We start from the raw sequence: 24,262 nt of genomic DNA on the forward strand, positions 1-24,262 counted from the left end.
GTCGATGATCGTAAGAGTTGGTGCGTCGATACCGCAGGCCAGATGGCCTCGAGATCGTCTCGATGCCGCCACGGCTCGCCCGCCACGCTTCTGTGCTCGGTGGGCCGACGTACTCTGGTCTGCGTGCGATTGCAGCGACAGGTGGTGGACTACGCCCTTCGGCGACGGTCCCTGCTGGCAGAGGTCTATTCGGGACGCACCGGCGTCTCGGAGGTCTGCGACGCCAATCCGTATCTGCTGCGCGCCGCCAAGTTCCACGGCAAGCCCAGTTCGGTGATGTGTCCGATCTGCCGCAAGGAGCCGTTGACGCTGGTGTCCTGGGTGTTCGGCGATCACCTGGGCGCCGTGTCGGGGTCTGCGCGCACCGCCGAAGAACTCGTCCTGCTGGCCACCCGGTATGACGAGTTCTCTGTCCACGTGGTGGAGGTATGCCGCACCTGCAGTTGGAATCACCTGGTCAAGTCGTATGTGCTCGGCGCGATCCCACCACCCAAGGGATCACGCCGCACCCAGACCGCGCGCAGCCGTGCGCGCACGGCCAGTGAATAGCGACAGGCGCCACGACCGGTCAGGCCAGGATGCCCGCGCAGGGCACCAATCTGACGGCGTGAACGCGCGACCCCCGCAGCACCGGCCGGACGGGCCGAGGCACCGTTCGCCCGGCCCGGACATGCAGCGCCGTCCACCGGGTGCGCCCGACGACCGGCGCACCGCGATCCTGCCGCCCGTGCGCGACGATGTCCCTGCGCACCTGCGCGACCCGATCGACTCGGTCAAGCGTGCGCTCGACGGCGGCCCGCCCAAGCGGCCGCCGCCCCCACCCCCGCCCCCAGGCGGTGGCGGTTCGGGCGGCCCAGGCGGTGACGGTCCGACAGGCGGCCCGAGCTGGCGCGACCGGATCAACTGGCGGTGGGTGCGCCGCGGGTCGCTGATCGCGGCCGTGGTGCTGATCGTGCTGCCGCTGCTGACGTTCGGAATGGCGTACATGATCGTCGACGTCCCCAAACCCGGGGACATCCGCACCGCCCAGGTGTCGACGATCCTGGCCAGTGACGGCAGCGAGATCGCCAAGGTGGTGCCGCCCGAGGGCAACCGGGTCGACGTCAGCATCGACCAGATCCCGGTGCACGTCCGTGACGCGGTGATGGCCGCCGAGGACCGCGACTTCTACTCCAATCCGGGGTTCTCGTTCACCGGCTTCCTGCGCGCGGCCAAGAACAACATCTTCGGCGGAGACCTGCAGGGCGGGTCGACGATCACCCAGCAGTACGTCAAGAACGCCCTGGTCGGTGACGCACGCTCCGGGGTCGGCGGCTTGGTCCGCAAAGCCAAGGAGCTGGTGATCTCGACGAAGATGTCCGGCGAATGGTCCAAGGACCAGGTGCTGGAGTCCTATCTGAACATCATCTACTTCGGCCGCGGGGCCTACGGCGTGGCCGCGGCGGCGCAGGCGTATTTCGCCAAGCCGGTCGAGCAGCTCAACGTGGCCGAGGGTGCGCTCCTGGCCGCGCTGATCCAGCGGCCGTCGGCGCTGGACCCGGCCGTCGACCCGGACTCCGCGGCCGCGCGGTGGAACTGGGTGCTCGACGGCATGGTGGAGATCGGGGCGCTCTCCGAGCAGGACCGGCAGGCGCAGGTGTTCCCGCCGACCATCCCGCCCGATGCGGCCAGCACGCAGAACCAGACCACCGGGCCGAACGGCCTGATCGAGCGGCAGGTCATCAACGAGCTGCTCGAGATCTTCGACATCAACGAGCAGACGCTGAACACCGAGGGTCTGCAGATCACCACCACCATCAACCCGCAGGCGCAGGCCGCCGCGGTCGACGCCGCCGACGAGTACATGGAGGGCCAGGACCCCGACATGCGCACGGCGATCGTGTCGATCAACCCGAAGACCGGCGGGGTGGAGGCCTACTACGGCGGCACCGACGCCGCCGGGTTCGACTTCGCCCAGGCCGGTCTGCCCACCGGCTCGTCGTTCAAGGTCTTCGCGTTGGTCGCGGCGCTGGAGCAGGGCATGGGCCTGGGCTATCAGGTGGACAGTTCGCCGGTGACGGTCAACGGCATCGAGATCTCCAACGTCGAGGGCAACAGCTGCGGCACCTGCAACATCGCCGAGGCGCTGAAGCGTTCGCTGAACACCAGCTACTACCGGCTGATGCTGGAGCTGGAGAACGGCCCGGCCGACGTGGCCGACGCCGCGCACCGCGCCGGCATCGCCGAGAGCTTCCCCGGGGTGGAGCACACGCTGTCCGAGGACGGCCAGGGCGGCCCGCCCAACAACGGTGTGGTGCTGGGGCAGTACCAGTCCCGGGTGATCGACATGGCCTCGGCGTACGCCACGCTGGCCGCGTCGGGCGTCTACCACAAGCCGCACTTCGTGCAGAAGGTCGTCAACGCCGAGGGCACCGTGCTGTACGACGCCAGCCAGGAGGACAACACCGGCGAGCAGCGCATCGAGAAGGACGTGGCCGACAACGTCACCGCCGCGATGCAGCCCATCGCCGCCTACTCCGGCGGGCACGCGCTGGCCGGGGGTCGCCCGTCGGCCGCCAAGACCGGCACCAACCAGCTGGGTGACACCGGCGCCAACCGCGACGCCTGGATGGTCGGATTCACCCCGTCGCTGTCGACGGCAGTGTGGGTCGGTACCACCGAGGGCACCAAGCCGCTGGAGAACCAATGGGGTTCGCCGGTGTACGGGTCGGGTCTGCCGTCGGACATCTGGAAGGCGACGATGGACGGCGCCCTCGACGGCACCGACACCGAGTCGTTCCCGAAGCCCGAGGAGATCGGCGGATACGCCGGGGTGCCGGCACCGCCCCCGCCGCCGCCGACCTCGACCGAGCCCCCACCGCCGTCGGAGACCGTCATACAGCCGACGCTGGAGATCGCGCCGGGCATCACGATTCCGTGGGGGCCGCCGACCACGGTGCCCGCGTCGCCCGCACCAGGGGCGCCGCCTCCGCCGCCGGATCCCGCGGCCGTGCCGCCCGGACCTGACGGTCAACCCGCCCCGGTGAACGAGCCTGGCGTGCCGGTCGCGCCCGGAGCCCCGCCGCCGCCCCCGTGACGGACGGTCGCGACGAGGCCGAGTCCGAGTTCGACGCTCCGGCTCGGCCGGAGGAGTCGGGTTGGCCCGTGCGGCCGGCGGAGCTGGATTCGCCGGCTCGACTCGCGGGTGACGTCCGGAGCCTCGACGACCGCGACCTGCCCAGCCGCACCGACACGATCGGCGCCGCGCTGGCGGGCACCATCGGCGGGCCGGTCGGCCGGCACGCGCTGATCGGTCGCACCCGCTTCCTGACCCCGCTGCGGGTGATGATGCTGATCGCGCTGGTGTTCCTGGCGCTGGGCTATTCGACGAAAGCGGCGTGCCTGCAGACCACCGGGTCCGGCACCGCCGAGCAACGGGTCGCCAACTGGGAGAACAACCGCGCCTACTACGAGCTCTGCTATTCGGACACGGTGCCGCTCTACACCGCGGAGCTGCTCAATCTGGGCAAGTTCCCGTACAAGTCCAGCTGGGTGGAGACCGACGACGACGGGACGCCGCAGATCACCTACGACGGCGAACCCGCCGTGCGTTACATGGAGTATCCGGTGCTGACCGGCATCTACCAGTACCTGTCGATGACGGTCGCCAAGACCTACTCGGCGCTGACCAGGCTGGTCTCGGTGCCGGTCGTGGCCGAGGTGGTGATGTTCTTCAACATCGCGGCGTTCGGGCTGGCCCTGGCCTGGCTGACCACATTGTGGGCCACCGCGATGCTGGCCGGACCGCGCCGCATCTGGGACGCCGCGCTGGTTGCCGCCTCGCCGATCGTCATCTTCCAGATCTTCACCAACTTCGATGCCCTGGCAACAGCTTTCGCGGCGGGTGCCCTGCTGGCCTGGGCCCGCCGAAGACCGGTGCTCGCCGGCGTGTTGATCGGGCTGGGGGTGGCGGCCAAGCTGTATCCGCTGCTGCTGCTGATCCCGCTGACGCTGTTGGCGATCCGGGCCGGGAGACTGCGGGAAGTCGGCAAGACCGCGGCGGCGGCCGTGGGCACCTGGCTGCTGGTCAACCTGCCGATCATGGTGCTGTTCCCGCGGGGCTGGTCGGAGTTCTTCCGGCTCAACACCCGTCGCGGCGACGACATGGACTCGCTGTACAACGTGGTGAAGTCGTTCACCGGCTGGCCCGGTTTCGATCCCGATCTCGGCTTCTGGGAACCGCCCACCGTGCTCAACGCGGTCAGCGCGGCGCTGTTCGCGGCCTGCTGCATCGTGATCGGTTATCTCGCGCTGACCGCGCCGCGCCGCCCCCGCGTGGCCCAGCTGGCGTTCCTGGTGGTGGCGGCGTTCCTGCTGACGAACAAGGTGTGGAGTCCGCAGTTCTCGCTGTGGCTGGTTCCGCTGGCGGTGCTGGCGCTGCCGCACCGGCGTCTCCTGCTGGCCTGGATGACGATCGACATGCTGGTGTGGGTGCCGCGGATGTTGTTCCTGTTCGGGGAGCAGAACATGGGACTGCCCGAGCAGGCGTTCACCGCGACGGTGCTGCTGCGTGACATCGCGGTGATCGGGTTGTGCGCGTTGGTGATCCGGCAGATCTACCGGCCCGAGCAGGATCTGGTGCGCGCCGGCGGGGCGGTCGACGACCCGGCGGGCGGGGTGTTCGACGAGGCGCCGGACGCGCCACCACGCTGGCTGCCGGACTGGCTGCGGCCCCGCCTGGGCGTGGCGGCGACGCGAGAGCCGGTCATGGCGAATTCGGCGCGCTGAGGCACCCCAGCGGTGTCCAACCGCGCCAGATTCGTACGTGATTTCGCAGATCAGCGCCCGTTCCTGTAGCCTGGCCCGGTTGCCGACGCAGGCGACCCTCCTGCCACGGACACGCCGTGGCCGCAACGACCATAGGAGGTGATGGGTTAGTTATGCGTCCATACGAAATCATGGTCATCCTCGACCCCACTCTCGACGAGCGCACCGTAGCTCCGTCGCTGGAGACGTTCCTCAACGTGATCCGCAAGGATGGCGGAAGTGTCGACAAGGTCGACATCTGGGGACGCCGCCGGCTGGCCTACGAGATCGCCAAGCACGCCGAGGGCATCTACGCCGTGGTCGACGTCAAGGCCGAGCCGGCGACGGTCTCCGAGCTGGACCGTCAGCTGAACCTGAACGAGTCCGTGCTGCGCACCAAGGTGATGCGGACCGACAAGCACTAAAGGGTGCCGCTCGTCGGAACCGCTGCGTAGGCTCGCGCCCAACACGCCGACCACCACCTTCAGGAGGAACCCGTGGCTGCTGGTGACACCACCATCACTGTCGTAGGAAACCTGACCGCCGACCCCGAACTGCGGTTCACCCCGTCGGGAGCGGCGGTGGCCAACTTCACCGTCGCCTCGACGCCGCGTATCTACGACCGCCAGAGCGGGGAGTGGAAGGACGGCGAGGCGCTGTTCCTGCGGTGCAACATCTGGCGTGAGGCCGCCGAGAACGTGGCCGAGAGCCTGACCCGCGGATCGCGCGTCATCGTCCAGGGCCGGCTCAAGCAGCGCTCCTTCGAGACCCGCGAGGGCGAGAAGCGCACCGTGGTCGAGGTCGAGGTCGACGAGATCGGACCCTCGCTGCGCTACGCGACCGCCAAGGTCAACAAGGCCAGCCGCAGCGGCGGTGGTGGCGGCGGATTCGGTGGCGGTGGCGGCGGCGGTTCCCGCCCGGCGGCTGCCAACAGCGCACCGGCCGAGGATCCCTGGGGCAGCGCGCCCGCATCGGGCTCCTTCGGTGGCGCCGACGACGAACCACCGTTCTGACACAACGATATTCATTGATTTTCTTGAGGAAGAGATAGACACATGGCGAAATCGACAAAGCGCCGTCCGGCTCCGGAGAAGCCGGTCAAGACCCGCAAGTGCGTGTTCTGCTCGAAGAAGGGCAAGAACATGGACATCGACTACAAGGACACCGCGCTGCTGCGCACCTACATCAGCGAGCGCGGCAAGATCCGTGCCCGCCGGGTGACCGGTAACTGCGTTCAGCACCAGCGCGACGTCGCGATCGCGGTGAAGAACGCCCGCGAGGTCGCGTTGCTGCCGTTCAGCTCGTCGGCTCGGTAAACGGCGAGAAGAAGACAGGACGAAGAGATGAAACTGATTCTGACTGCTGAGGTCGAGCACCTCGGCTCGCCCGGTGACACCGTCGAGGTCAAGGACGGATACGGTCGCAACTATCTGCTGCCGCGCGGGCTGGCCATCGTGGCGACCCGTGGCGCCCAGCGCCAGGCCGAGACCATCCGGCGCACCCAGGAGCTCAAGGGCGTCAAGAACCTCGAGCACGCCAACGAGCTGAAGACGGCGATCGAGAATCTCGGCGCCGTGCAGCTGTCGGTGAAGACCGCCGGCGACTCGGGCAAGCTGTTCGGCTCGGTCACCGCGGCCGACATCGCGGCGGCAATCAAGAAGGCCGGCGGCCCGAACCTGGACAAGCGCACCATCGCGTTGCCCAAGGCGCACATCAAGACCACCGGCACCCACACCGTGCCGGTGCGGCTGCACCACGACGTCGAGGCGCAGGTGTCGCTGGACGTCGTTTCCGGCTAGTCACGGCTGGCCGAAGCGCACTCTACGACGGCCGGGCAGAGACCACGTGTCTTTGCCCGGCCGTTGTCGTTCCCGGTGGCGAACAAATCCCGGCAAAGCAGCGCCAGCGAACATAACCGGCTGTTAACCTGCGCGGCGCCGAAGGGAAACACAACACGCCCGAACCGGCAACCACGCGCGACACGCCGACCAATTTCCCATCCACAGCTCCTCAGCCCACCTATGGTGCGTTCAGCTGCGCGAATGGGACGAACGATGACCTTGATCCACAAGTTCTCCCCAACGAGTCAACATGGCTCACCGGACATATCCACACGGCATCCACAGGTTCGTCAACAGGGCCGACTTGATTCCCGCTCAGCAACCTCTAACGTGATCCGTCGCGGGATCGGTTCAGGTCTCCACGGAGGACATGTCGGAGGCCCGACCTACAGTCGTGTCGTGCTGCTTCGAAAGTTCGTTCGATCGCGTTCAGGAGGGGGTGCGGCTCAGCGTGGCTGTCGTCGATGACTTGGGTCGATCGCGCGAACGTTCGGATGTGGAGCCGCCTCCCGGCGAGGACTTCGGCCGCCAGCCCCCGCAGGACGCCGCCGCCGAACAGGCCGTGCTCGGCGGCATGCTGCTCAGCAAGGACGCCGTCGCCGACGTCCTCGAGAGACTGCGTCCCGGCGACTTCTACCGCCCGGCCAACCAACTCGTCTACGACGCGATCCTCGACCTCTACAGCCGCGGTGAGCCCGCCGACGCGGTCACCGTCGCCGCTGAACTGGACCGGCGCGGGCTGCTGCGCCGGGTGGGCGGCGCGCCCTATCTGCACACGCTGATCTCGACGGTGCCGACCGCGGCCAACGCCGGGTACTACGCCGGGATCGTCAGCGAGAAGGCACTGCTGCGCCGGCTGGTGGAGGCCGGTACGCGGGTCGTGCAGTACGGCTACGCCGGTGCCGACGGGGCCGACGTCGACGACATCGTCGACCGTGCGCAGGCCGAGATCTACGACGTGACCGAGCGGCGCACCGCCGAGGACTTCGTGGCGCTCGAAGAGCTGCTGCAGCCGACGATGGACGAGATCGACGCCATCGCCTCCCAAGGCGGCATCTCCAAGGGTGTGCCGACCGGCTTCGTCGAACTCGACGAGCTCACCAACGGGCTGCACCCCGGACAGATGGTCGTCGTCGCGGCCAGGCCCGGTATGGGCAAGGCCCTGGCGTTGGACACGCCGCTCCCAACGCCGACCGGCTGGACCACCATGGGTGAGGTCTGCGTCGGAGACGAACTGATCGGCGCCGACGGACGGCCCACCCGGGTGGTAGCGGCCACCGACGTCATGGTCGGGCGGCCGTGCTACGAAGTCGAGTTCTCCGACGGCACCGTCATCGTCGCTGACGAGCAGCACCAGTGGCTGACCGACAGCCGTGCCTCGCGCAGGAACCCGAACGTGCACGCGGCGGTGCGGACGACCCGCGAGATCGCCGACACGTTGCGGTGTGCGACCGCCGATCGCCGGCTGAACCATTCGGTGACCAACGCCGCGCCCCTCGCAGGTGCCGAACAGGATCTGTTGGTGCCGCCCTACACACTCGGCGCCTGGTTGGGTGACGGGACCACTGCGTGCGCCCAGCTCACGACCGCCGATCCCGAGATCGTCATGCGCATCGAGGGGGAGGGCATAGTCGTTCAGAAATCCACGTCTACGCTCTATCGCTACAGTCTGATGCTGCCCGAGGATGAACGACCGTCAGCGCGAGCCTGCGTCGTGTGTGGAAAGGAGTTCGTGCCGCAGACGAGCCAGGTTCGGACCTGCGGTCGTTCGTGCGGGGGACGCGCGCGTTTCGTGTCGGAGGCGGTGCCTCCTCCCAGGTGCTCGCGATGCGGAAAACCGTCCTCCGGATTGCGGCAGTGCCAACGTTGCCGTAACGCGGTGGGCACCGTCCAGGCGCGACTGCGAACCCTCGGGGTGCTGGGGGACAAGCACATCCCCTTGCAGTACCTGCGAGCGTCTGAGGGTCAGCGTCGCGCGCTGCTCGCCGGATTGCTTGATACCGACGGCACCGTGACAAACGGTGGCACCGTCCAGTTCACGGTGACGAACAGGCGGCTGTCCGCCGACGTCGTCGAACTGATCGTGTCACTCGGCTACCGGTGCCAGGTCGCCACCAAGGCGGTTAATGGCCGAAGCGAGCTTTCCTCGACGGCGTATCTGGTGAACTTCTCCGCATCCGACCAGGTCTTCGGATTGCATCGAAAAGAGCTGCTACACAAAGAGCGTCGCGCGGCCAGCACAGCACGGTCGCACTCCCGGTTCATCACCGAAGTCCGGCCGGTCCCGAGTGTTCCGGTGCGGTGTGTGGAGGTGGACAACGCCGACCACATGTACCTGGCCAGCCGAGCGATGGTGCCGACCCACAACTCGACCCTCGGCCTGGACTTCATGCGGTCCTGCTCGATCAAGAACCATCTGCCGAGTATCGTGTTCTCGCTGGAGATGAGTAAGTCCGAGATTGTGATGCGGCTGCTCTCGGCGGAGGCGAAGATCAAGCTCGCCGACATGCGATCGGGCCGGATGAGCGACGACGACTGGACGCGGTTGGCGCGGCGGATGAGTGAGATCAGCGAGGCGCCACTGTATATCGACGATTCGCCCAACCTGACGATGATGGAGATCAGGGCCAAGGCCCGGCGGTTGAAGCAGAAGGCGGATCTGCGCCTCATCGTCATCGACTACCTGCAGCTGATGACCTCTGGCAAGAAGGTCGAGTCCCGCCAGCAGGAAGTGTCCGAATTCTCCAGGCAGATCAAGCTGTTGGCCAAAGAGTTGGAAGTTCCGGTGGTGGCGATGAGCCAGCTGAACCGTGGCCCGGAGCAGCGCACCGACAAGAAGCCGATGCTGTCCGATCTACGAGAGAGCGGCAGCATTGAGCAGGACGCCGACCTGGTGATCCTGCTACACCGGCCGGACGCATTCGAAAGCGATGACCCGCGCGGCGGTGAGGCGGATCTGATCGTGGCCAAGCACCGTGCCGGCCCGACGAGGACAGTCACTGTGGCGCATCAGTTGCATCTGTCGCGGTTCGCAAACATGGCGAAGTAGACCTTCAGGGCTGAAGGTTCTCAAATTTGACTGCACTTTCTCAGGTTTCGCTGCACCAGGAGTGCACTTGTGCAGCGCACCACTAGGACCGCCCGCAGTGCGGTCGGCGAAGTCCGGAACTCCTCATGGCCCCCGTCCGCGTAATCCTTCCGCAGCGGGACTCAACTACGAGTGGCCCAAACTCGGCCGGTAGTCAGCCACCTCGGACTCAGCAGCAAGCAGCGCACCCAATTCGCCATCCTGCTGGGCAACAAACACACCGATCACCTGGCGGCAGACCTCCGGCACGCTCTCCCCGCGCATATCAGCGATACGTTTCAACCCGATCAGCAGTGACGTAGACACGTGAAACTGCACCGTGAATTGACCGCACGATCCATCCTCGGGCGGCAACCCCGGACCTACCACCACAGGATCATCCGCCCCGAATTGTTCCACCTCAGCACCGCGCGCCCTCTCGACGACCCCATCACTTGCGCCGCCCGCAGTGCGGGCGGCGAGGTCTCGGAACTCCTCATGGCTGAACAAACCCATTCCACCAACGTTAGACCTCGAAGAACTCCAAAGCCGCCAAGTGAGCGGCTTGCCGGGGCCGACCGACAGCGAGGGCCTGCCGTAGAGCTTTCGCTGCAATGCGGGCGAAAGCGGCCCACGAGTAACCTCGCCACATGCCGCGCAAACTGACTGACGACGAAATCACGGCGCTCCTCGACAGCCGTCCAGGCTGGGCGATCCTGACCACCATCGATAAGGACGGGTTCCCACACACCGTGCCGCTGGGCTACTTTCGGATGGACGGTGACGTCGTCATGGGTGTGCGAGATGGCACGCGCAAAGTGGCCAACGTAGAGCGCAATCCGAACGTGAGCGTCATGCTCGAAGACGGCTCAACCATGGCGGATATCCGCGGGGTGATGTTCCAAGGTCACGCGCGCATCGTTCGGGAGCCCGCTGAAACGCTGGAGCTCGCACGCCACGGCGCCCGGTCACGCGGCGTGCCGGAGTCCGAGTGGCCCACAGCGCCGAGACCGGGTGCCACCTACATCTACGTGACCCCCGCGCGAACCCTGTCTTGGGACTACGGCGACTCGGCGTCAGACGACGAATAGCCTCGGCGGACCTCCACGTCCGCGCCGACGCCCGCGTCCTGCAATCGCCGTTCTTCACCGAAAAGGGCTATCTGGTCGGCACACGCGACCGCTCGGATCTGTCCTATGAGCGCCCGCTGTCGATGGACGTCCCTGCGCCCGCGCGCTGGTAGGAGGCAAGCGGCGCGGCCGCGCAACCCACACATTCCGGCTCCGCCCTAGGCAGGAACCGAAGACCGTCCAGAAACATGACACGCAGATGAGACTGCGCACCGGCGACACGGGGTGAGACTGGGGGATGCCGAGCACAGCAGCGAGTCCCTCGATGCGTTCGTCTTGAGCCCTCTACTCACAGATTCATACTTCGACGGAACGCTGTTCGGGCCCGTTTTACTGAGCGGCCGATGACCAATCGAAAATGCTCAACCGTAACTCGATTCGCGTAAAGCTTATAGGTTGCACATTGGTCACGAACGTGGGACAAATCTCGCTGGTCACGTCGTGAGAAACGAAGCATCGTCGCATTTCAGAGGTAGGCAATTGGTCACCAAGCATGAGAAGTCACACCACTGTTGTGGCTTGTCAAGTGAAATTTCCAGACGATGTCCAATTGGGCATGGAAGGGAGAATTTCGATTGAAAGGCGACCGATCTCAATCGCGGCGCGCATGCATAAAGCACACAGACCGTTGTTTGTTGCGCTGAGTTTCGGCGCGAGCTCTCTGTGAACTCTCGGTGATCGAGGGTTGTCGATCAGTGCCCCAAGGGGTTGTTCGTGGCCTCGTCTTCGACCAGGGGTCATGTGTGCTCGACCTGGCCACGGGACGGGGAGCTGTCGCGGCTGACGTAACCGATTATGCGCGTGCCCGAATACCCGATAAGAGAAGTCCGATTGCTTCGTTAGTGCCAACCTGCAGGTGGGGTGACGATCATCGTTCTCTGTCCCACCGGAAGATTACGCCGGTGTACATGCCGCTGAGCGCACGTGCAGCGGTGGCGATGTCGACGCTTGCATCGATTTCGCCGTGCAACTGGCCGGCCTCCAGTACGGGCAGCAGGTCTGCCAGGAACTGCGGCTCGTAGCGAATGGGGCCGCCGGCGTCAAGGACGTACCCAGCGTCGCCGATCTGGAACGCGAGTACCGTTACGCCGCCGCCTGGTGCCTCTACATCGGCTGGTTGACCACACCGTTGGAGAACTACGGCTGGGAGATCAACGTCGCCAACCACATCCGACTCGCGACCGCCTACCGTGACCTGGATTCGAGAACTGTCCTGGCAGCGTTGTAGGTGCACCTGCTATTGCAGCCGTACGCCGGCGCGAGTGCGGTTCGGCATGATGTCCTGTCAGGCTTGGGAATCGCGACGTGCGGGCCGTGACAACTCGACATGCGCCCTCGATGGCGCCACGCGAAACGTGAATCGGGAGCTGATCGTGCAACTGCTCCGGTGACGTCAAAGGAGCGCCGCAATCGGCGGCGGCAGCCTTTCGCCTGCTAGGCCGGGGGTGTTGCGGTGTTGGCCGTCGTACCGGGATCGCAGCGCAACCGGGTCACGGCGCTTACCACAGTGCCGGTCAGGGCCAACGCGGCAACAGCGCTCAAGGCCAGCGGCATCGATACCGCCGACAGACCACCGACGAGGGCGGGACCGATTGCGCCACCGCCGTAGAGCATGAAGTTGAACAGTCCTTCGGCGATGGCGCGGTCGCCAGGTGGTACCAGCTCGGGGACGCGGCTCACCAGGATGACTTGTGCGGCGGCGAACCCGACGGCGGCCATCGCGACCCCGGTAGCTACGAATACCGGCAGGGGGCGCCAGCCGGTCAGCGAGGCAGCCGCCGCTGTGAGCAAGCCCAGAAGCGCAGTGGTCTGCCAGAGTGGCTGGCGGCGGCGCCACAGTGCGGCGAGAAGAGGGCCGGTCAGTACCCCGCACAGCGCCGCGGGCAGCAGGACGGAACCGGCATGCAACGCCGAAATCTGTTGTCTGGCCAATAGTTCGGGAGCGGCGCTCAGCATTGCGAAGTACCCGGCGAACAGAGTCAGGCCCGCGGTGGCCCCCGACAGTACTCCCGGTGCGGTCACGACGCTACGCGGTACGAATCCACACGGGTGGCGACGCATGTGGAAGACGAGCGCTACCACCGCACAGATCGCGGCCCCACCCATCGTGAGCAGCCCAGCAGGGGCGAGGTCCGCAGACGTGCTGTGCAGGAGCGCGATGATCGCAGCAGCGACCACACACAGCAACATTGCTCCGGTGACGTCCAGGTGTTGGCGACGGTCGGCGCCACCGGGGGTCAGCCGTAGTGCGGGGGCGAGCATCACCAGCGCCAGCGCGGGCACCGCCATCGGTGCACGCCAACCCAGATGGGCAGTGAGCAGGCCGCCGATCAGGGTGCCGCTGCCCGACGCGGTGGCCTGGCATACCGCCACCGCTGCCAGAGCGCGGACTCGACCCCGTCGATCCAGTACCTGGGCGATGCAGGCGTATACGCAGATGATCATGCCGCCGGCACCCAGGCCGCCTAGCAGTCGACCGATTACGACGAGGGTGAGGGCCGGCGCGGCGGCCGCCAGGATCGAACCGGCCGCGATGGCCACCACCGAGAATCCCAGCGTCGTGCGGAGCCCCCACCGTTGCGCAAAGTAACCACCCAGCGGCATCGCCACCGCCGATCCAAGCGACCACACCGAGATGATCCACTCGGTGGCCGCGAACGACACTCCCAACGCCGAGGAGATCGAGGGCAGGGCCACCGACGGTGCTCCGACGGCGACGGAGACCGGAGCGACCAACGCTCCCAACATGATTCCGATCCGCCGCGCCGACACCGTCCTCGGGTGATCCGGCGGAACGGCCACAACGTCAGAGATTTTTGTCTCGGATCCAGACGCGGATGGCCTCGATGTGGCACGCCTTGAGCTCGAGGGGCAGCCAATGTCCGGCGGGCATGCTCACCACTGTGAGGTCTGCGCACGCCGCGCGCATCGGATCCCCCTGGCGGTTGCCGGTGATGCTGCAGATCTGATCGAAGTCGCCGTTGATGAACAGCACCGGCTGGGACAGGCGGCCGTCATCGGGTGCCTCGCGCGCGTAGGCGAGAGCGGCATCGTCATTGAGGTACCACGCGCAGCCCGGACCGAAGCCGTGAACTTTGAACGCCCGTACCAACACCTCGAAGTCTGCCGGCGGCCAGAGAGTCGGATCGGGGTCGGTCGGTGGAGCTTGGTGCGCGGCCCCGAATCGCCCGCCGTTGCGTGAGACCAATGCGTTCGGCGAGATGGCCCCGACGCCCGCAGGGTCGCCCGGCCGGAAGATCGACGCCAGTGATGCTGCCGTGTCGGCATCCAGATCGGCAACGGCCGATTCGAAGTGGGTTGTGTAGTAGCGGTAGTAGTCCCATTGCCCGTCGGGGTATTGATCGGCCGGATATATGGTCCGGTCGACGAGTGGGACGACTGTTGCCAGGGCGTGCCCCTGCGGGTGGTAGGCCAGCGAGGTCAGGACGACGCCGCGACTACGCCCGGGCTGGTGTGCGGTGAGATCGCCGACGACGACACTGCCCCAATCGTGGCCAACCCAGATTGCTGGCTTGCTCCCGAGATGATCGTGGAACTCTGCCATGTCGGTCACGACGTCTTCGATGGTGTAAGCGTCGGTGGCTGCGGGTGTGGCGGATCCGCCGTAGCCGCGAAGGTCAGGAGCGACGCAGCGCCAACCGTCAGCGGCGAACGCTTCCAGTTGAGCACGCCACATCAGTCCGATGCTGGGCCAGCCGTGGACGAAGATCATCAGGGGACCGTCGGCGGGCCCGCACTCGAGGAAGTGCGTCGTGTGCCGAGACGTGGTGAAGGTGTGTGAGGCCAAGCTGCCGGACATGAGACTCCCGTCAAAAGCAATGATCTTTGCTTTTACTGTAAGCAGGCTGGCTCGAGAAAAGCAAAGAATATTGCGTAAACTTGGTGGATGTCTGACCGTGAAATCTCGAGTCGCCCCGAAAGACGGTCCAGTCGGGTGTTGGGCGCGATCTATTCCTCAGTCGGAGAGCTCATGGGGGAGGGCGCCACCAAGATCAGCTTTCCCGTCATTGCCGAACGGGCCGGGGTCAACCCGACGACGTTGTACCGACGTTGGCGCGACGTCAATGCACTCCTCGAGGAGGTCGCGGTCGCCGCCCTGACCCGCGATGGCGACTCGGCCCCCGACACCGGATCGCTCGAACAGGACCTCACGGAATGGGCTGTCGTCATCACCCGCGACATCACCCGCCCGAAGCGAACCCGCTATCTGCGCGCGATGGTATCGGCTCGGGTGGACCTCGTGTCGAGCTGCCCCGTCATGGAGACGCGGCGCGAGCAGGCGTCGGAGATGGTCCGCCGAGCCCATGAGCGCGGCGAGACCACGCCGACGGTCTCACAGATCCTCGACCACGTCATCGCTCCGCTCTATCACCACGTCGCTTTCGCGCTCGATGTCGATCAGGAGTACGCACGACGGCTGGTCCGTGATGTGCTCGCGATGGTTCGTTGAGAAGCGCACACGAGCTGGCCGAGCGGCGACGCCTGGCAGACATCCGCGCAACGCCTCGATCTCGGCGGCAGCCTCATGCACTGCCACCCACGGGTATGTGTACACCGGCGCCTAATCATGCGGCCGGGCCATCGGAAGCCTTGGCGTTGAACGCACCACGCTATCCGTTGCCGGTGCTCACCTCCAGGTCCTGGTGGGAGACGGCAAGTGACGCCTGGTGGCCCAAACTGTACTGGGCGATACAAGGAATGTACTATTCAGTACAGCAGCCTTCAGCCAGCGGATCGAGGAGGCGACCATCAAAGCGACACCGACTACGGACCGCGGTCGCGCGACCGTCGGGCGAATCATCGACGCCGCCTGTGATCTCTTCGGTACGCAGGGCATTCAGTCCACCTCGCTCGACGAGATCAGCGCTTCCGCCGGCGTCGGACGCAGTCAGCTCTATCACTTCTTCGTCGACAAGTCCGATCTCATCGCCGAGGTGGTCGCCGTTCAGGTCGACCGTGTCGTTGCCGGCCTCACCCCGACGTTCGAGGCGATGTCGACAGCGGCCGACGTCTACGCCTGGTGCGACGAGGTCGTCACCTTTCACGCCGCGTCCACGACGTCCATTCGCTGCCCCATCGGGTCGCTGATCCACCAACTCCGGGATGACGATGTGGCAGCCCGCCGGGCATTGGTCGCCGGTTTCGCACGATGGGAACAGCTGCTGGAGGCCGGACTTCAACGTGTGGATGAGTCCGGAGGCCTGAACAAGGGTACGGATGCCGGCGCGTTGGCCTCCGCTTTGCTCGCGGCCTACCAGGGCGGCGTGCTGCTGTCCAATGCGACCGGCGACGTGGCGCCGTTGCGGCGAGCCCTTCGGGGAGTCGCCGACGCGGCACTCACCGGACCTCCCCGTCCGGGCGAAGCGAGAAGGGCGAGGAGCGCTTGAACAAGCGCGGTCATCGCATGTGTTCCAGACCTTTCACATGAACCGAAATCTGCAGTGAAGTAACGATTGTCGAGGAGAAGCCATGAGCGGTGCCGACCGATTCGACGCGGTGGTGGTCGGCGGCGGCCCGGGCGGTGTGACTGCGGCTGTTCGCCTCGCAGCCCACGGGCTCGCCGTCGCCCTCATCGAAGACCGACTGGTCGGCGGGGAATGCCACTACTGGGCATGCAATCCAACCAAGACGCTGATCCGACCCATCGAGGTCCTCCAGCTCGCCAGAGCGGTTCCCGGAGTGCGGGAGGTCGTGACGAGCCAGAATGTGGACGTCGAAGCCGTGTTGAACAAGAGAGACGTCATCGTCGATCACCTCACCGATCGCGACATTGTCGCCAACCTGAGGCAGAACGGCATCGAGGTCGTTCACGGTCGAGGTCGCCTCCACGGGGAGCGCACGGTGGCGGTCGTCGAACCCGATGGCTCGCAGCATCGCCTGTACGCCACCAACGCCGTCATACTCGCCACCGGAACAAGCCCTTTTGTCCCTGACCTCGACGGGTTGAGGTCTGCGGCGCCGTGGACCAATCGAGATCTTGCGACCATGACCGGCGTTCCTGCCAGGAGCATCGTTTTCGGCGGCGGAGTCGTCGGTGTGGAGAGCGCGACGATCCTGTCCGGGCTCGGAAGCGACGTCACCCTGCTGGTGCGTGGGCCCGCACTGCTGCGGGGTTCCGAACCCTTCGTCGGTGCGCGTGTCGCGCGCGCGCTGCAGGATCGCGGCGTCGAGATTCATTTCGACTCCACGGTGACATCGGTTGCGCGAAATGATTCCGGTGGTGTCAGCGTCACCACGACTGATACCGACCTCAGAGCCGACGAAATCGTCGTCGCCACCGGCCGTTCGGTCAACACCGGGGACTTGGGGCTGGAGACCGTCGGCCTGCCCGTGGGAGGCTTCGTCGCGGTCGATGACCACCTCACGGCGACCGGGGTCGACGGCAAGTGGCTCTACGCGATCGGTGATACGACCGGTCGGGCACTGCTGTCGCATGTTTCCCAGTACCACGCCGGCATCGTGGCAGATATCGTGGCAAGCCGCGCGCGGGGCGCCGGAGCCGACGGTCCGGAGTCGACCGCACGAGACACCGGCCGCCTGGCACAGATCATCTTCACAGATCCGCAGGTGGTGGAGGTCGGCTATACCGAAGCAGTCGCGCGCGCAGCAGGATTCACCGTGACGACGCGCAACGCGCACTACCCCGGAGAGCTCGCAGAGCTGTCGATACTCCGCGACGGCTTCGACGCCGAGGGGAAGCTGGTGATCGACGCGGACCGCGACACGCTTCTGGGAGCCACGTTCGTCGGACCGGATGTCGCGGAACTCGTACAGGCGGCGACCGTTGCCGTGGTCGGCGAGGTCCCGCTGTCGGTGCTGCGCCACGTGGTCGCGCCTCATCCGTCACTCAGCCAGGTCTGGAACCCGTTGCTCGCGGCGAGTTGACATTCTGCCCTCGAACTCGGCTGCCAGCAGCATCGAAAGCGTGAACCACACCTGCACGGGTCGCGCAGCGATGGACGAGACGGTCACGTTCGTCGTCGACGAGGGGTAGGTCGGTCCGGACACGATCAGCCTTTGCCGTGGCAAGCCTCTTGCTTCGTGGGGATGAGTTGGACAGCTGCCGGCGGTTCTTGGGAGTCGAAGCAGTGTCGTAGCGACAAGGAAGGCTCACCATGAAGATCGTTGTCATAGGCGGAACCGGGCTCATCGGCTCGAAGTTGGTGGAGACGCTGACCGAACGTGGTCATGACGTCACCCCCGCAGCCCCGTCGACGGGCGTCAACGCCTACACCGGGGAAGGCCTGGCTCAGGTGTTGTCCGGGGCGGACGTCGTCGTCGACGTCTCGAACTCGCCGACACTCGATGACGCTGCGCGGGAGTTCTTCCAGACCGCGACGACCAATCTGCTCGCCGCGGAGGAGAGCGCCGGTGTGGCCCATCACGTTGCGCTGTCCGTCGTCGGTACCGACCAGTTGGCTGCGCAGAGCGGCTACTTCGACGCGAAGCTGCTCCAGGAGAACCTGATTGCCGAAGGGCCGATCCCATACACGATCGTGCACGCGACGCAGTTCTTCGAGTTTCTGAACACCCTTGCCGACTCGGCCACCGTGGATGACACAGTGCGGATGCCACCGGCCTACTTCCAACCGATGGCTGCCGCGGACGTCGCCGAAGGCGTCGCCGGCGCTGCGGTCGAGGAGCCGGTCAACGGCGTGGTCGAGATCGGGGGTCCGACAGCGGTCCTGCTGCCCGACCTGTTGCGCACGGCGTTGACCGCCGTCGGCGACAGCCGCGCCGTGGTGGCCGACCCCGAGGCCAAGTACTGGGGTATCGAACTCGGAGAACGCACCCTGTTGCCCGGCCCGGCGGCCCGCCTCTTCGCCACGCGGTTCGAGGACTGGATCGTCAGGGCAGCAGCCCGGGGCTGAGGCGGCGGCGTCCGTGGCCGCACGAGCGCGCAGTGGGGCGGGTTAGACTGCACACCGCCACATCAAGACCGGACCAGCCCGCGGCAAGGGTGACGGCGAGGTCCACGCACAGCGGGCGCGGTGATGCGAATGTCGACCCGGGGTCGGGAAGTGCCTCTTCGCGGTCGCGAGGCCGAGCGCAAGACCCTCGATGACCTCATCGCAGGTGTCGGACCGGGTAGCTCGCAGGTGCTGGTTCTGCGCGGCGAGGCCGGCGCAGGCAAGACCGCCCTGCTCGACTACCTCGTCGAGCGTGCCCGCGACCACCACCTCGTGCAGATCGCGGGCGTCGAGTCCGACATGGAGCTCGCCTACGCCGGCCTGCAGCAACTGTGTGCACCGATGCTCGCGCACCTGGACGTCCTGGCCGAGCCGCAGCGTCACGCGCTCGAGGTGGCGTTCGGTCGGGAGGTCGGCGCCCCGCCCGACCGCTTCCTGGTGGGGTTGGCGGTGTTGAGTCTGCTGGCCGCGGCCGCCGCGGCCCGGCCGCTGGTGTGCGTCATCGACGATGCCCAATGGCTGGATCAGGTGACGGTGCAAACCCTGGCATTCGTGGCCCGGCGCCTGCTTGCTGAACCGGTCGCACTGGTATTCGCTGTGCGGGACAGCCCCGAGTTGTTGCAGGGACTGCCAGAGTTGACCGTCAGCGGCCTGTCGGACGCCGACGCGAGGGAGTTGCTCGAATCGGTGATGGTGGGTGGCATGGATCCGCGCGTGCGTGACCGGATCGTCGCCGAGACCCGCGGCCTGCCGCTGGCAATTCTCGAGGTGCCCAGAAGCATCTCTGCCGCGGAACTGTCGGGTGGCTTCTGGATTTCGGGGAAGCGCTCCTCGCCGGCGGCTGTCGAGAAGGGTTTTGTGCGCCGGATTCAGGCACTTCCCGAGAAGACGCAACTGCTGTTGCTCGTCGCCGCGGCCGAGCCCATCGGCGATGCCGGGTTGTTCCTCGGCGCGGCCGCACAATTGGGAGTGTCCATCGATGCTCTGGCCCCTGCTGAGGCGGACGGTCTGATCGTCTTCGGTCCCCAGATGCGGTTTCGTCATCCGCTGATTCGATCCGCCGCCTACCGGGCGGCAGATCTGGCTGACCGCAGGGCGGCCCACCGCGCCTTGGGTGATGCGACGGACGCCATGACAGATCCGGACCGTCGGGCGTGGCATGCGGCGCAGGCCGCCGCTGGTCCCGACGAGACGATCGCCGCCGACCTCGAACGTTCGGCGCAGCGCGCTCAGCAGCGGGGCGGAGTTGCTGCGGCGGCGACATTTCTGGAACGCGCGACGGCGTTGACGGCAGACCCTGGGATGCGAGGCACCCGGGCTCTGGCCGCGGCACAGGCCAAGCGCGATGCGGCCGACGCCTCAGCTGCCCACGCGTTGTTGTCCATCGCCGAGACCAGCGATGTCTCGCCGCTGCAGCAGGCACAGGTGGCGAGGCTCCGAGCCCAGATGGACTTCGTAGGCAGCCGATCCGGTGAGACGGGCGCCCCGCGGGTCGCCGAGACCGCGGCGGCACTGCTCGATGCTGCCCGAAGGCTCGAACGCGTCGACGACTACAGCTCGCGGGAATGCTACCTCGAGTCGATAGCAGCCCTGATCTACGCCGGCCGCCTCGCCGACCCGGTCGCCCTCCAGCAGGTCGCCGAGGCCGCGCTCGCCGCCCTCGCCCATACTGCCGGAGACCTGCGACCCGTCGACCTCTTGTTGAAAGGCATGGCGCAGCGAATCACCGGCGGTCTCCGAGCCGGCGCCGACACGTTGCGCGCGGCCCTTGCCGGGATGCGCCACCAGGCTGACACAGACCCGCCCGCCGTCGGGCGGTGGTTGCGGGTGCCCGGCTTTCCGATCCTGCAGGAATCGGCCGCCCACGAACTGTGGGACGAACAGACCGTGCGGCACCTGTCGACCACCGCGGTGAACCATGCGCGCGACACGGGTGCGCTCGCCGGCCTGCCGCGCGCGCTGACCTACCGCGCCGGAGTGCACCTGCTCTCAGGAGAGTTCGCCCAGGCCGGGCAGCTACTCGGCGAGGCCGCCTCGATCACCGAGGCAACCGCTGGTAGGTCGCCGGTGCGCTACCACTCGGTGTTGCTGGCCGCATGGCGTGGCGACTCCGCGACCGCCGGCCACCTCGTCGACACCGCCGCCGACGACGGCACTCTCCGCGGTGAGGGACGACTACACGGCCTCACCCGTTACGCCTCCGCCGTGCTGAACAACGGCCTGGCCCGCTACGACGAGGCGTTCGCCGCCGCCCGCGTCGCGTGCAACCATCTGGACCTGGGTTTCCACGGCTGGTGCCTGTACGAACTGGTGGAGGCCGCCACCCGCAGCGGAGAAGACAACGCGGCGAAGGAAGCGGTCGCTCGCCTCGAGGACAGTGCAGGAGTCAGCGGAACCGACTGGGGCTTAGGAGTTTTGGCGAGTGCACAGGCAATGCGGGCAGCCGACGACACCGCCGACGGGCTGTTCACCGAAGCCGTCGAGCGGCTGAGCCGCACCCCCATCGCAGTGCACCTGGCCCGGACGCGGCTGCTGTACGGCGAATGGTTGCGGCGGGCGAATCGGCGCACCGACGCTCGACGCGAGCTCGCCGCGGCGCACGATGCTTTCGACCGGATGGGCGCGCAGGGATTCGCAGAACGGGCCCGCCGCGAGTTGGCGGCCACCGGCGAGAAGGTCCGCCGGCAGCAGACGCGCACGGGCGGGGAGCTGACTGCCCAGGAGGCGCAGATCGCCCGTCTGGCCGCCGAGGGACTGACCAACCAAGAAATCGGCGCCCAACTGTTCATCAGCTCCCACACCGTGGAATGGCATCTTCGGAAGGTCTTTCCCAAGCTGGGAGTGACCTCGCGCCGGCAACTGCGCGCATTGTCCTTCTGAGCCCATCCGGGCACCGTCGCCGGGTTCTCCGTGCGTCACGCACCCCTGGGCAGCGGACTCTCCGCCAACACCTACGGACCCTCGATACGCCACTACGGACAACCAAGGGTCCGCATCGGCCGCGCTGCCGCGATCGTGAAATACGACAGCAGCCGGAAATGAGGAGACCCGATCATGACCGTCACCTATCTGCCCACCGCGACGACGCCCGACCCTGCCCTCGCCATTGGATTCGCGAGGGAGGTCGAGCCACTCATCGACGTCCTCACCCGCCGGGCCCGGCGGCTCACTCGGTGTGAGGCCGATGCCGAGGACCTCCTGCAGGACACCCTGTTGCGGGCGTACACCGGCTTCCACACCTTCGAAGCAGGCACCAACCTCAAGGCGTGGTTGTTCCGTTGCCTCTACAACCGGTGGGTCAGTGGCTACCGCGCGAAGCAGGCACGGGTCGCCGAGGTGCTGACGGACAGTGTCGACGAGCGCGACCTGGCCGCTACGGCGTCCTACCTGCCCGGTAGCGGCCGATCGGCCGAAACCGAGATACTCGAATCACTGCCCGACGCCGACATCAAGGCGGCAATGCGCGCCCTACCCGACGGCTTCGCCGAAGTCCTGTACTACGCCGATGTCGAGGGTTACACCTACGCCGAAACCGCCGAAATACTCGGAATTCCGGCCGGAACCGTGATGTCGCGGGTCTTCCGCGCCCGCAAGCGGCTGCGCCTCGCGCTGGCCCACCGGGCTCACTTCCGTATCGAATCCGTGACCGCGCCCGTCGTCGCCTGAGTGGAGGATCCCAGTGGAACTTTCGAACAAGACTGCCCTGATCACCGGCGGGACAGCGGGCATCGGACTGGCTTGTGCGCGCCTGTTCGCCCGTGAGGGCGCCACCGTCGCCATCACCGGGCGTGACGCGGCCCGCGGTGCCGCCGCGGCCGCGGAGATCGGCGCTGCCGTCCGATTCCTGCGAGCCGACCTGGCCGACGTGGAGTCGGTGTGGGCACTGGTGCGGCACGCCGGTGCGGTCGACATCCTCGTCAACAACGCCGCGAGCTTCCCGGCAGCGCTGACCCTGGACCAGCAACTCGACTCGTTCGAGACGACATTCGACACCAACGTCCGCGGCGCCTACTTTCTGGCTGCCGGCCTCGTGCCCGGCATGCTCGACCGAGGGCACGGCAGCATCATCAACGTCACCACAATGGTCGCGTCCAAAGGCGTACCCGGGGCCGGTGCCTACAGCGCATCCAAGGCGGCTCTGGAATCCCTCACCCGAACCTGGGCGGCCGAGTTCGGTCCGTCAGGAATCCGGGTGAACAGCGTCGCCCCGGGGCCGACCAGAACCGAAGGCGTCGAGGCAGAGTGGGGCGAAACCAACGAACAACTGGGGCGCTCACTGCCCCTGGGACGCACGGCCAGCCCCGACGAGATCGCCCAGGCCGTGCTGTTCCTCGCCTCGCCGCGCGCCACATTCATCACCGGCTCGGTGCTGCACGCCGACGGTGGCGGCAGCGCCATCTGAGATACCCGAAGGAAGACATGGTCACTCGATACGATCCCTCCTGGGAGGACGCGCTGACGGTTCTGCAGGAGGTGACGCCCCCGTTCATCCCGTCCGGTGCGCACGCCATGACCGTTGTCGTGGACTACCCGCCGGGCAGCCCCGGCGCCCCGCCACACCGCCATCCTGGCGGGCCGGCATTCGGCCTGGTGCTGGAGGGCGAAATGCTCTTCGAAGTCGAAGGCCAGCCACCCCGGGTGGTACGGGCAGGGCAAGCCTTCTGGGAACCCGGCGGCGACGTGATCCATTACTCGGACGCCAACAACCGCGACGACATGAGATGCCGCTTCACCGTCACGATGCTGTGCGCTCCGGGCGAACCCATGCTCGTACTGGTCGACGACGACGAGCTCGACGCCCGCAAGCACCTGCGAGTCTCGCCCGAGGAGTAGTGCCGGCCGTGGGCTGCCCTCAGGGAGAACTCACGTGGCTTAGCTCAGGGGTTCCGACAGGCTCTCGAAACCCCTGAACTGGGCGCCGCGGTCCTCAGGAGTCCCACATGGCAGGGACCAAGCGGAACCCGTTGCGGCCGAGGGCGGCATGGCAGGCCGCCGGGACCGGCAGATGCGCGCGTGCCCCCATTTGCCGGTGCCGCTATGGGTGAGCGCCGCTTCAGCGTCCCGACATTGCCGGAAGGACGTGATCAACGAGCAGCGGCGCCAAGTCGCCGGGGTAGGGGCATTGCCGCACCGGTTGCCAGCGCAATTCCTCGATCTCAGCGGCAGCCCCACGCACAGCCACCCACGGGTGCGTGTACACGGTCGCCTCAACCATGCGGCCGGGCTCATTGGCAGCCTCGGCGGTGAACACACCGAGCAACGTCAACCGTGCTACATCCAGCTCCACGGCAAGCTCTTCGGCCACCTCACGAATCGCCGCAGCTGTCGAGGACTCACCGGCCTCGGGTTTACCACCAGGGAGCATGAAACGATTCGTGTTCCGTTTGCGAACCGTGAGCACACCGCCACGGTCGTCGCGAAGAACGACAGCACTGACCCGAATCGTCGACTCCGGATTTCCCGCATTCGCCCCGCGCATGGTGCCGTACGTTACGGCAGGACCAGCAG

General features: G+C 66.8%; 22 protein-coding genes. 18 read left to right on the forward strand and 4 right to left on the reverse strand.

Annotated elements, in window-relative coordinates; all coding sequences use genetic code 11:
* The first annotated feature begins 123 nt into the window (after positions 1-123).
* From ACEWX3_RS00195 to dnaB, 8 genes are all read left to right on the forward strand, one after another.
* On the forward strand, positions 124-549 hold the full coding sequence (locus ACEWX3_RS00195; RefSeq protein ID WP_173012147.1) for a DUF5318 domain-containing protein: 426 nt from the start codon (positions 124-126) through the stop codon (positions 547-549).
* Complete coding sequence (locus ACEWX3_RS00200) at positions 542-3,076, forward strand: transglycosylase domain-containing protein (RefSeq protein ID WP_374158373.1); 2,535 nt, start codon at positions 542-544, stop codon at positions 3,074-3,076. The genes ACEWX3_RS00195 and ACEWX3_RS00200 overlap by 8 nt, the downstream gene beginning before the upstream one ends.
* A 68-nt stretch (positions 3,077-3,144) precedes the next feature.
* The gene (locus tag ACEWX3_RS00205) at positions 3,145-4,767 is read left to right on the forward strand and encodes a glycosyltransferase family 87 protein (protein ID WP_374159979.1); all 1,623 of its coding nucleotides are present in this window, start codon (positions 3,145-3,147) and stop codon (positions 4,765-4,767) included.
* 152 nt (positions 4,768-4,919) lie between these two features.
* On the forward strand, positions 4,920-5,210 hold the full coding sequence (gene rpsF / locus ACEWX3_RS00210) for a 30S ribosomal protein S6 (protein ID WP_018603055.1): 291 nt from the start codon (positions 4,920-4,922) through the stop codon (positions 5,208-5,210).
* Between the two features lie 72 nt (positions 5,211-5,282).
* Positions 5,283-5,798 carry a single-stranded DNA-binding protein gene (locus ACEWX3_RS00215; RefSeq protein ID WP_207069410.1) on the forward strand — a complete coding sequence of 172 codons (516 nt, stop codon included), beginning with the start codon at positions 5,283-5,285 and terminating at the stop codon, positions 5,796-5,798.
* 42 nt (positions 5,799-5,840) lie between these two features.
* Entirely contained in the window at positions 5,841-6,101 is a 261-nt protein-coding gene (gene rpsR / locus ACEWX3_RS00220; RefSeq protein ID WP_152519387.1) for a 30S ribosomal protein S18, read from the forward strand.
* A gap of 27 nt (positions 6,102-6,128) precedes the next feature.
* On the forward strand, positions 6,129-6,584 hold the full coding sequence (gene rplI / locus ACEWX3_RS00225; RefSeq protein WP_221361785.1) for a 50S ribosomal protein L9: 456 nt from the start codon (positions 6,129-6,131) through the stop codon (positions 6,582-6,584).
* Positions 6,585-7,077: 493 nt separating this feature from the next.
* Positions 7,078-9,675 carry a replicative DNA helicase gene (gene dnaB, locus ACEWX3_RS00230; protein ID WP_374158374.1) on the forward strand — a complete coding sequence of 866 codons (2,598 nt, stop codon included), beginning with the start codon at positions 7,078-7,080 and terminating at the stop codon, positions 9,673-9,675.
* 165 nt (positions 9,676-9,840) lie between these two features.
* Here dnaB and ACEWX3_RS00235 read toward each other — a convergent pair whose 3' ends face one another.
* Positions 9,841-10,209, reverse strand: coding sequence for a hypothetical protein (locus ACEWX3_RS00235; protein WP_374158375.1), 369 nt, complete (start codon positions 10,207-10,209; stop codon positions 9,841-9,843).
* 134 nt (positions 10,210-10,343) lie between these two features.
* Here ACEWX3_RS00235 and ACEWX3_RS00240 point away from each other — a divergent pair, with 134 nt between their 5' ends.
* Together ACEWX3_RS00240 and ACEWX3_RS00245 are read left to right on the forward strand one after the other, a co-directional pair.
* Complete coding sequence (locus ACEWX3_RS00240; RefSeq protein WP_152519383.1) at positions 10,344-10,784, forward strand: pyridoxamine 5'-phosphate oxidase family protein; 441 nt, start codon at positions 10,344-10,346, stop codon at positions 10,782-10,784.
* Between the two features lie 1,003 nt (positions 10,785-11,787).
* The gene (locus ACEWX3_RS00245; protein WP_374158376.1) at positions 11,788-12,051 is read left to right on the forward strand and encodes a hypothetical protein; all 264 of its coding nucleotides are present in this window, start codon (positions 11,788-11,790) and stop codon (positions 12,049-12,051) included.
* Between the two features lie 206 nt (positions 12,052-12,257).
* Here ACEWX3_RS00245 and ACEWX3_RS00250 read toward each other — a convergent pair whose 3' ends face one another.
* Together ACEWX3_RS00250 and ACEWX3_RS00255 are read right to left on the reverse strand one after the other, a co-directional pair.
* On the reverse strand, positions 12,258-13,571 hold the full coding sequence (locus tag ACEWX3_RS00250) for an MFS transporter (RefSeq protein WP_374158377.1): 1,314 nt from the start codon (positions 13,569-13,571) through the stop codon (positions 12,258-12,260).
* Positions 13,572-13,629: 58 nt separating this feature from the next.
* Positions 13,630-14,643 carry an alpha/beta hydrolase gene (locus ACEWX3_RS00255; RefSeq protein ID WP_374158378.1) on the reverse strand — a complete coding sequence of 338 codons (1,014 nt, stop codon included), beginning with the start codon at positions 14,641-14,643 and terminating at the stop codon, positions 13,630-13,632.
* 87 nt (positions 14,644-14,730) lie between these two features.
* On the opposite strand from ACEWX3_RS00255, the gene ACEWX3_RS00260 reads away from it, so the two are divergent.
* From ACEWX3_RS00260 to ACEWX3_RS00295, 8 genes are all read left to right on the forward strand, one after another.
* Positions 14,731-15,294 (forward strand): TetR/AcrR family transcriptional regulator C-terminal ligand-binding domain-containing protein, encoded by a 564-nt coding sequence (locus ACEWX3_RS00260; RefSeq protein WP_374158379.1) that lies wholly within the window; start codon positions 14,731-14,733, stop codon positions 15,292-15,294.
* Positions 15,295-15,511: 217 nt separating this feature from the next.
* On the forward strand, positions 15,512-16,231 hold the full coding sequence (locus ACEWX3_RS00265) for a TetR/AcrR family transcriptional regulator (RefSeq protein WP_374158380.1): 720 nt from the start codon (positions 15,512-15,514) through the stop codon (positions 16,229-16,231).
* Positions 16,232-16,313: 82 nt separating this feature from the next.
* Positions 16,314-17,729 carry an NAD(P)/FAD-dependent oxidoreductase gene (locus ACEWX3_RS00270; RefSeq protein ID WP_374158381.1) on the forward strand — a complete coding sequence of 472 codons (1,416 nt, stop codon included), beginning with the start codon at positions 16,314-16,316 and terminating at the stop codon, positions 17,727-17,729.
* Between the two features lie 230 nt (positions 17,730-17,959).
* Positions 17,960-18,715: an SDR family oxidoreductase gene (locus ACEWX3_RS00275; RefSeq protein ID WP_207085986.1), complete on the forward strand. Its 756-nt coding sequence runs from the start codon at positions 17,960-17,962 to the stop codon at positions 18,713-18,715.
* A 129-nt stretch (positions 18,716-18,844) separates the two neighbouring features.
* Positions 18,845-21,634: an AAA family ATPase gene (locus ACEWX3_RS00280; protein WP_374158382.1), complete on the forward strand. Its 2,790-nt coding sequence runs from the start codon at positions 18,845-18,847 to the stop codon at positions 21,632-21,634.
* Positions 21,635-21,808: 174 nt separating this feature from the next.
* On the forward strand, positions 21,809-22,420 hold the full coding sequence (locus tag ACEWX3_RS00285; RefSeq protein ID WP_207066232.1) for a sigma-70 family RNA polymerase sigma factor: 612 nt from the start codon (positions 21,809-21,811) through the stop codon (positions 22,418-22,420).
* 13 nt (positions 22,421-22,433) lie between these two features.
* Entirely contained in the window at positions 22,434-23,156 is a 723-nt protein-coding gene (locus tag ACEWX3_RS00290; protein WP_374158383.1) for an SDR family NAD(P)-dependent oxidoreductase, read from the forward strand.
* A gap of 17 nt (positions 23,157-23,173) precedes the next feature.
* A complete protein-coding gene (locus ACEWX3_RS00295; RefSeq protein ID WP_374158384.1) occupies positions 23,174-23,587 on the forward strand; it encodes a cupin domain-containing protein in 414 nt (137 codons plus the stop codon).
* A gap of 220 nt (positions 23,588-23,807) precedes the next feature.
* Here ACEWX3_RS00295 and ACEWX3_RS00300 read toward each other — a convergent pair whose 3' ends face one another.
* Positions 23,808-24,233 carry an NUDIX domain-containing protein gene (locus tag ACEWX3_RS00300; RefSeq protein WP_207066229.1) on the reverse strand — a complete coding sequence of 142 codons (426 nt, stop codon included), beginning with the start codon at positions 24,231-24,233 and terminating at the stop codon, positions 23,808-23,810.
* Between the last annotated feature and the right edge of the window lie 29 nt (positions 24,234-24,262).

The organism is Mycobacterium sp. G7A2 (assembly GCF_041902445.1).
Classification (GTDB): Bacteria; Actinomycetota; Actinomycetes; order Mycobacteriales; family Mycobacteriaceae; genus Mycobacterium.

Excerpts from the sequence above, each read along its gene's own strand:
- rpsF (WP_018603055.1), top strand. The coding sequence starts at position 4,920 with ATGCGTCCATACGAAATCATGGTCATCCTCGACCCCACTCTCGACGAG.
- rpsR (WP_152519387.1), top strand. The coding sequence starts at position 5,841 with ATGGCGAAATCGACAAAGCGCCGTCCGGCTCCGGAGAAGCCGGTCAAG.
- rplI (WP_221361785.1), top strand. The coding sequence starts at position 6,129 with ATGAAACTGATTCTGACTGCTGAGGTCGAGCACCTCGGCTCGCCCGGT.
- ACEWX3_RS00235 (WP_374158375.1), bottom strand. The coding sequence starts at position 10,209 with ATGGGTTTGTTCAGCCATGAGGAGTTCCGAGACCTCGCCGCCCGCACT.
- ACEWX3_RS00240 (WP_152519383.1), top strand. The coding sequence starts at position 10,344 with ATGCCGCGCAAACTGACTGACGACGAAATCACGGCGCTCCTCGACAGC.
- ACEWX3_RS00250 (WP_374158377.1), bottom strand. The coding sequence starts at position 13,571 with ATGTTGGGAGCGTTGGTCGCTCCGGTCTCCGTCGCCGTCGGAGCACCG.
- ACEWX3_RS00255 (WP_374158378.1), bottom strand. The coding sequence starts at position 14,643 with ATGTCCGGCAGCTTGGCCTCACACACCTTCACCACGTCTCGGCACACG.
- ACEWX3_RS00260 (WP_374158379.1), top strand. The coding sequence starts at position 14,731 with ATGTCTGACCGTGAAATCTCGAGTCGCCCCGAAAGACGGTCCAGTCGG.
- ACEWX3_RS00270 (WP_374158381.1), top strand. The coding sequence starts at position 16,314 with ATGAGCGGTGCCGACCGATTCGACGCGGTGGTGGTCGGCGGCGGCCCG.
- ACEWX3_RS00275 (WP_207085986.1), top strand. The coding sequence starts at position 17,960 with ATGAAGATCGTTGTCATAGGCGGAACCGGGCTCATCGGCTCGAAGTTG.
- ACEWX3_RS00280 (WP_374158382.1), top strand. The coding sequence starts at position 18,845 with ATGTCGACCCGGGGTCGGGAAGTGCCTCTTCGCGGTCGCGAGGCCGAG.
- ACEWX3_RS00285 (WP_207066232.1), top strand. The coding sequence starts at position 21,809 with ATGACCGTCACCTATCTGCCCACCGCGACGACGCCCGACCCTGCCCTC.
- ACEWX3_RS00295 (WP_374158384.1), top strand. The coding sequence starts at position 23,174 with ATGGTCACTCGATACGATCCCTCCTGGGAGGACGCGCTGACGGTTCTG.
- ACEWX3_RS00300 (WP_207066229.1), bottom strand. The coding sequence starts at position 24,233 with ATGCGCGGGGCGAATGCGGGAAATCCGGAGTCGACGATTCGGGTCAGT.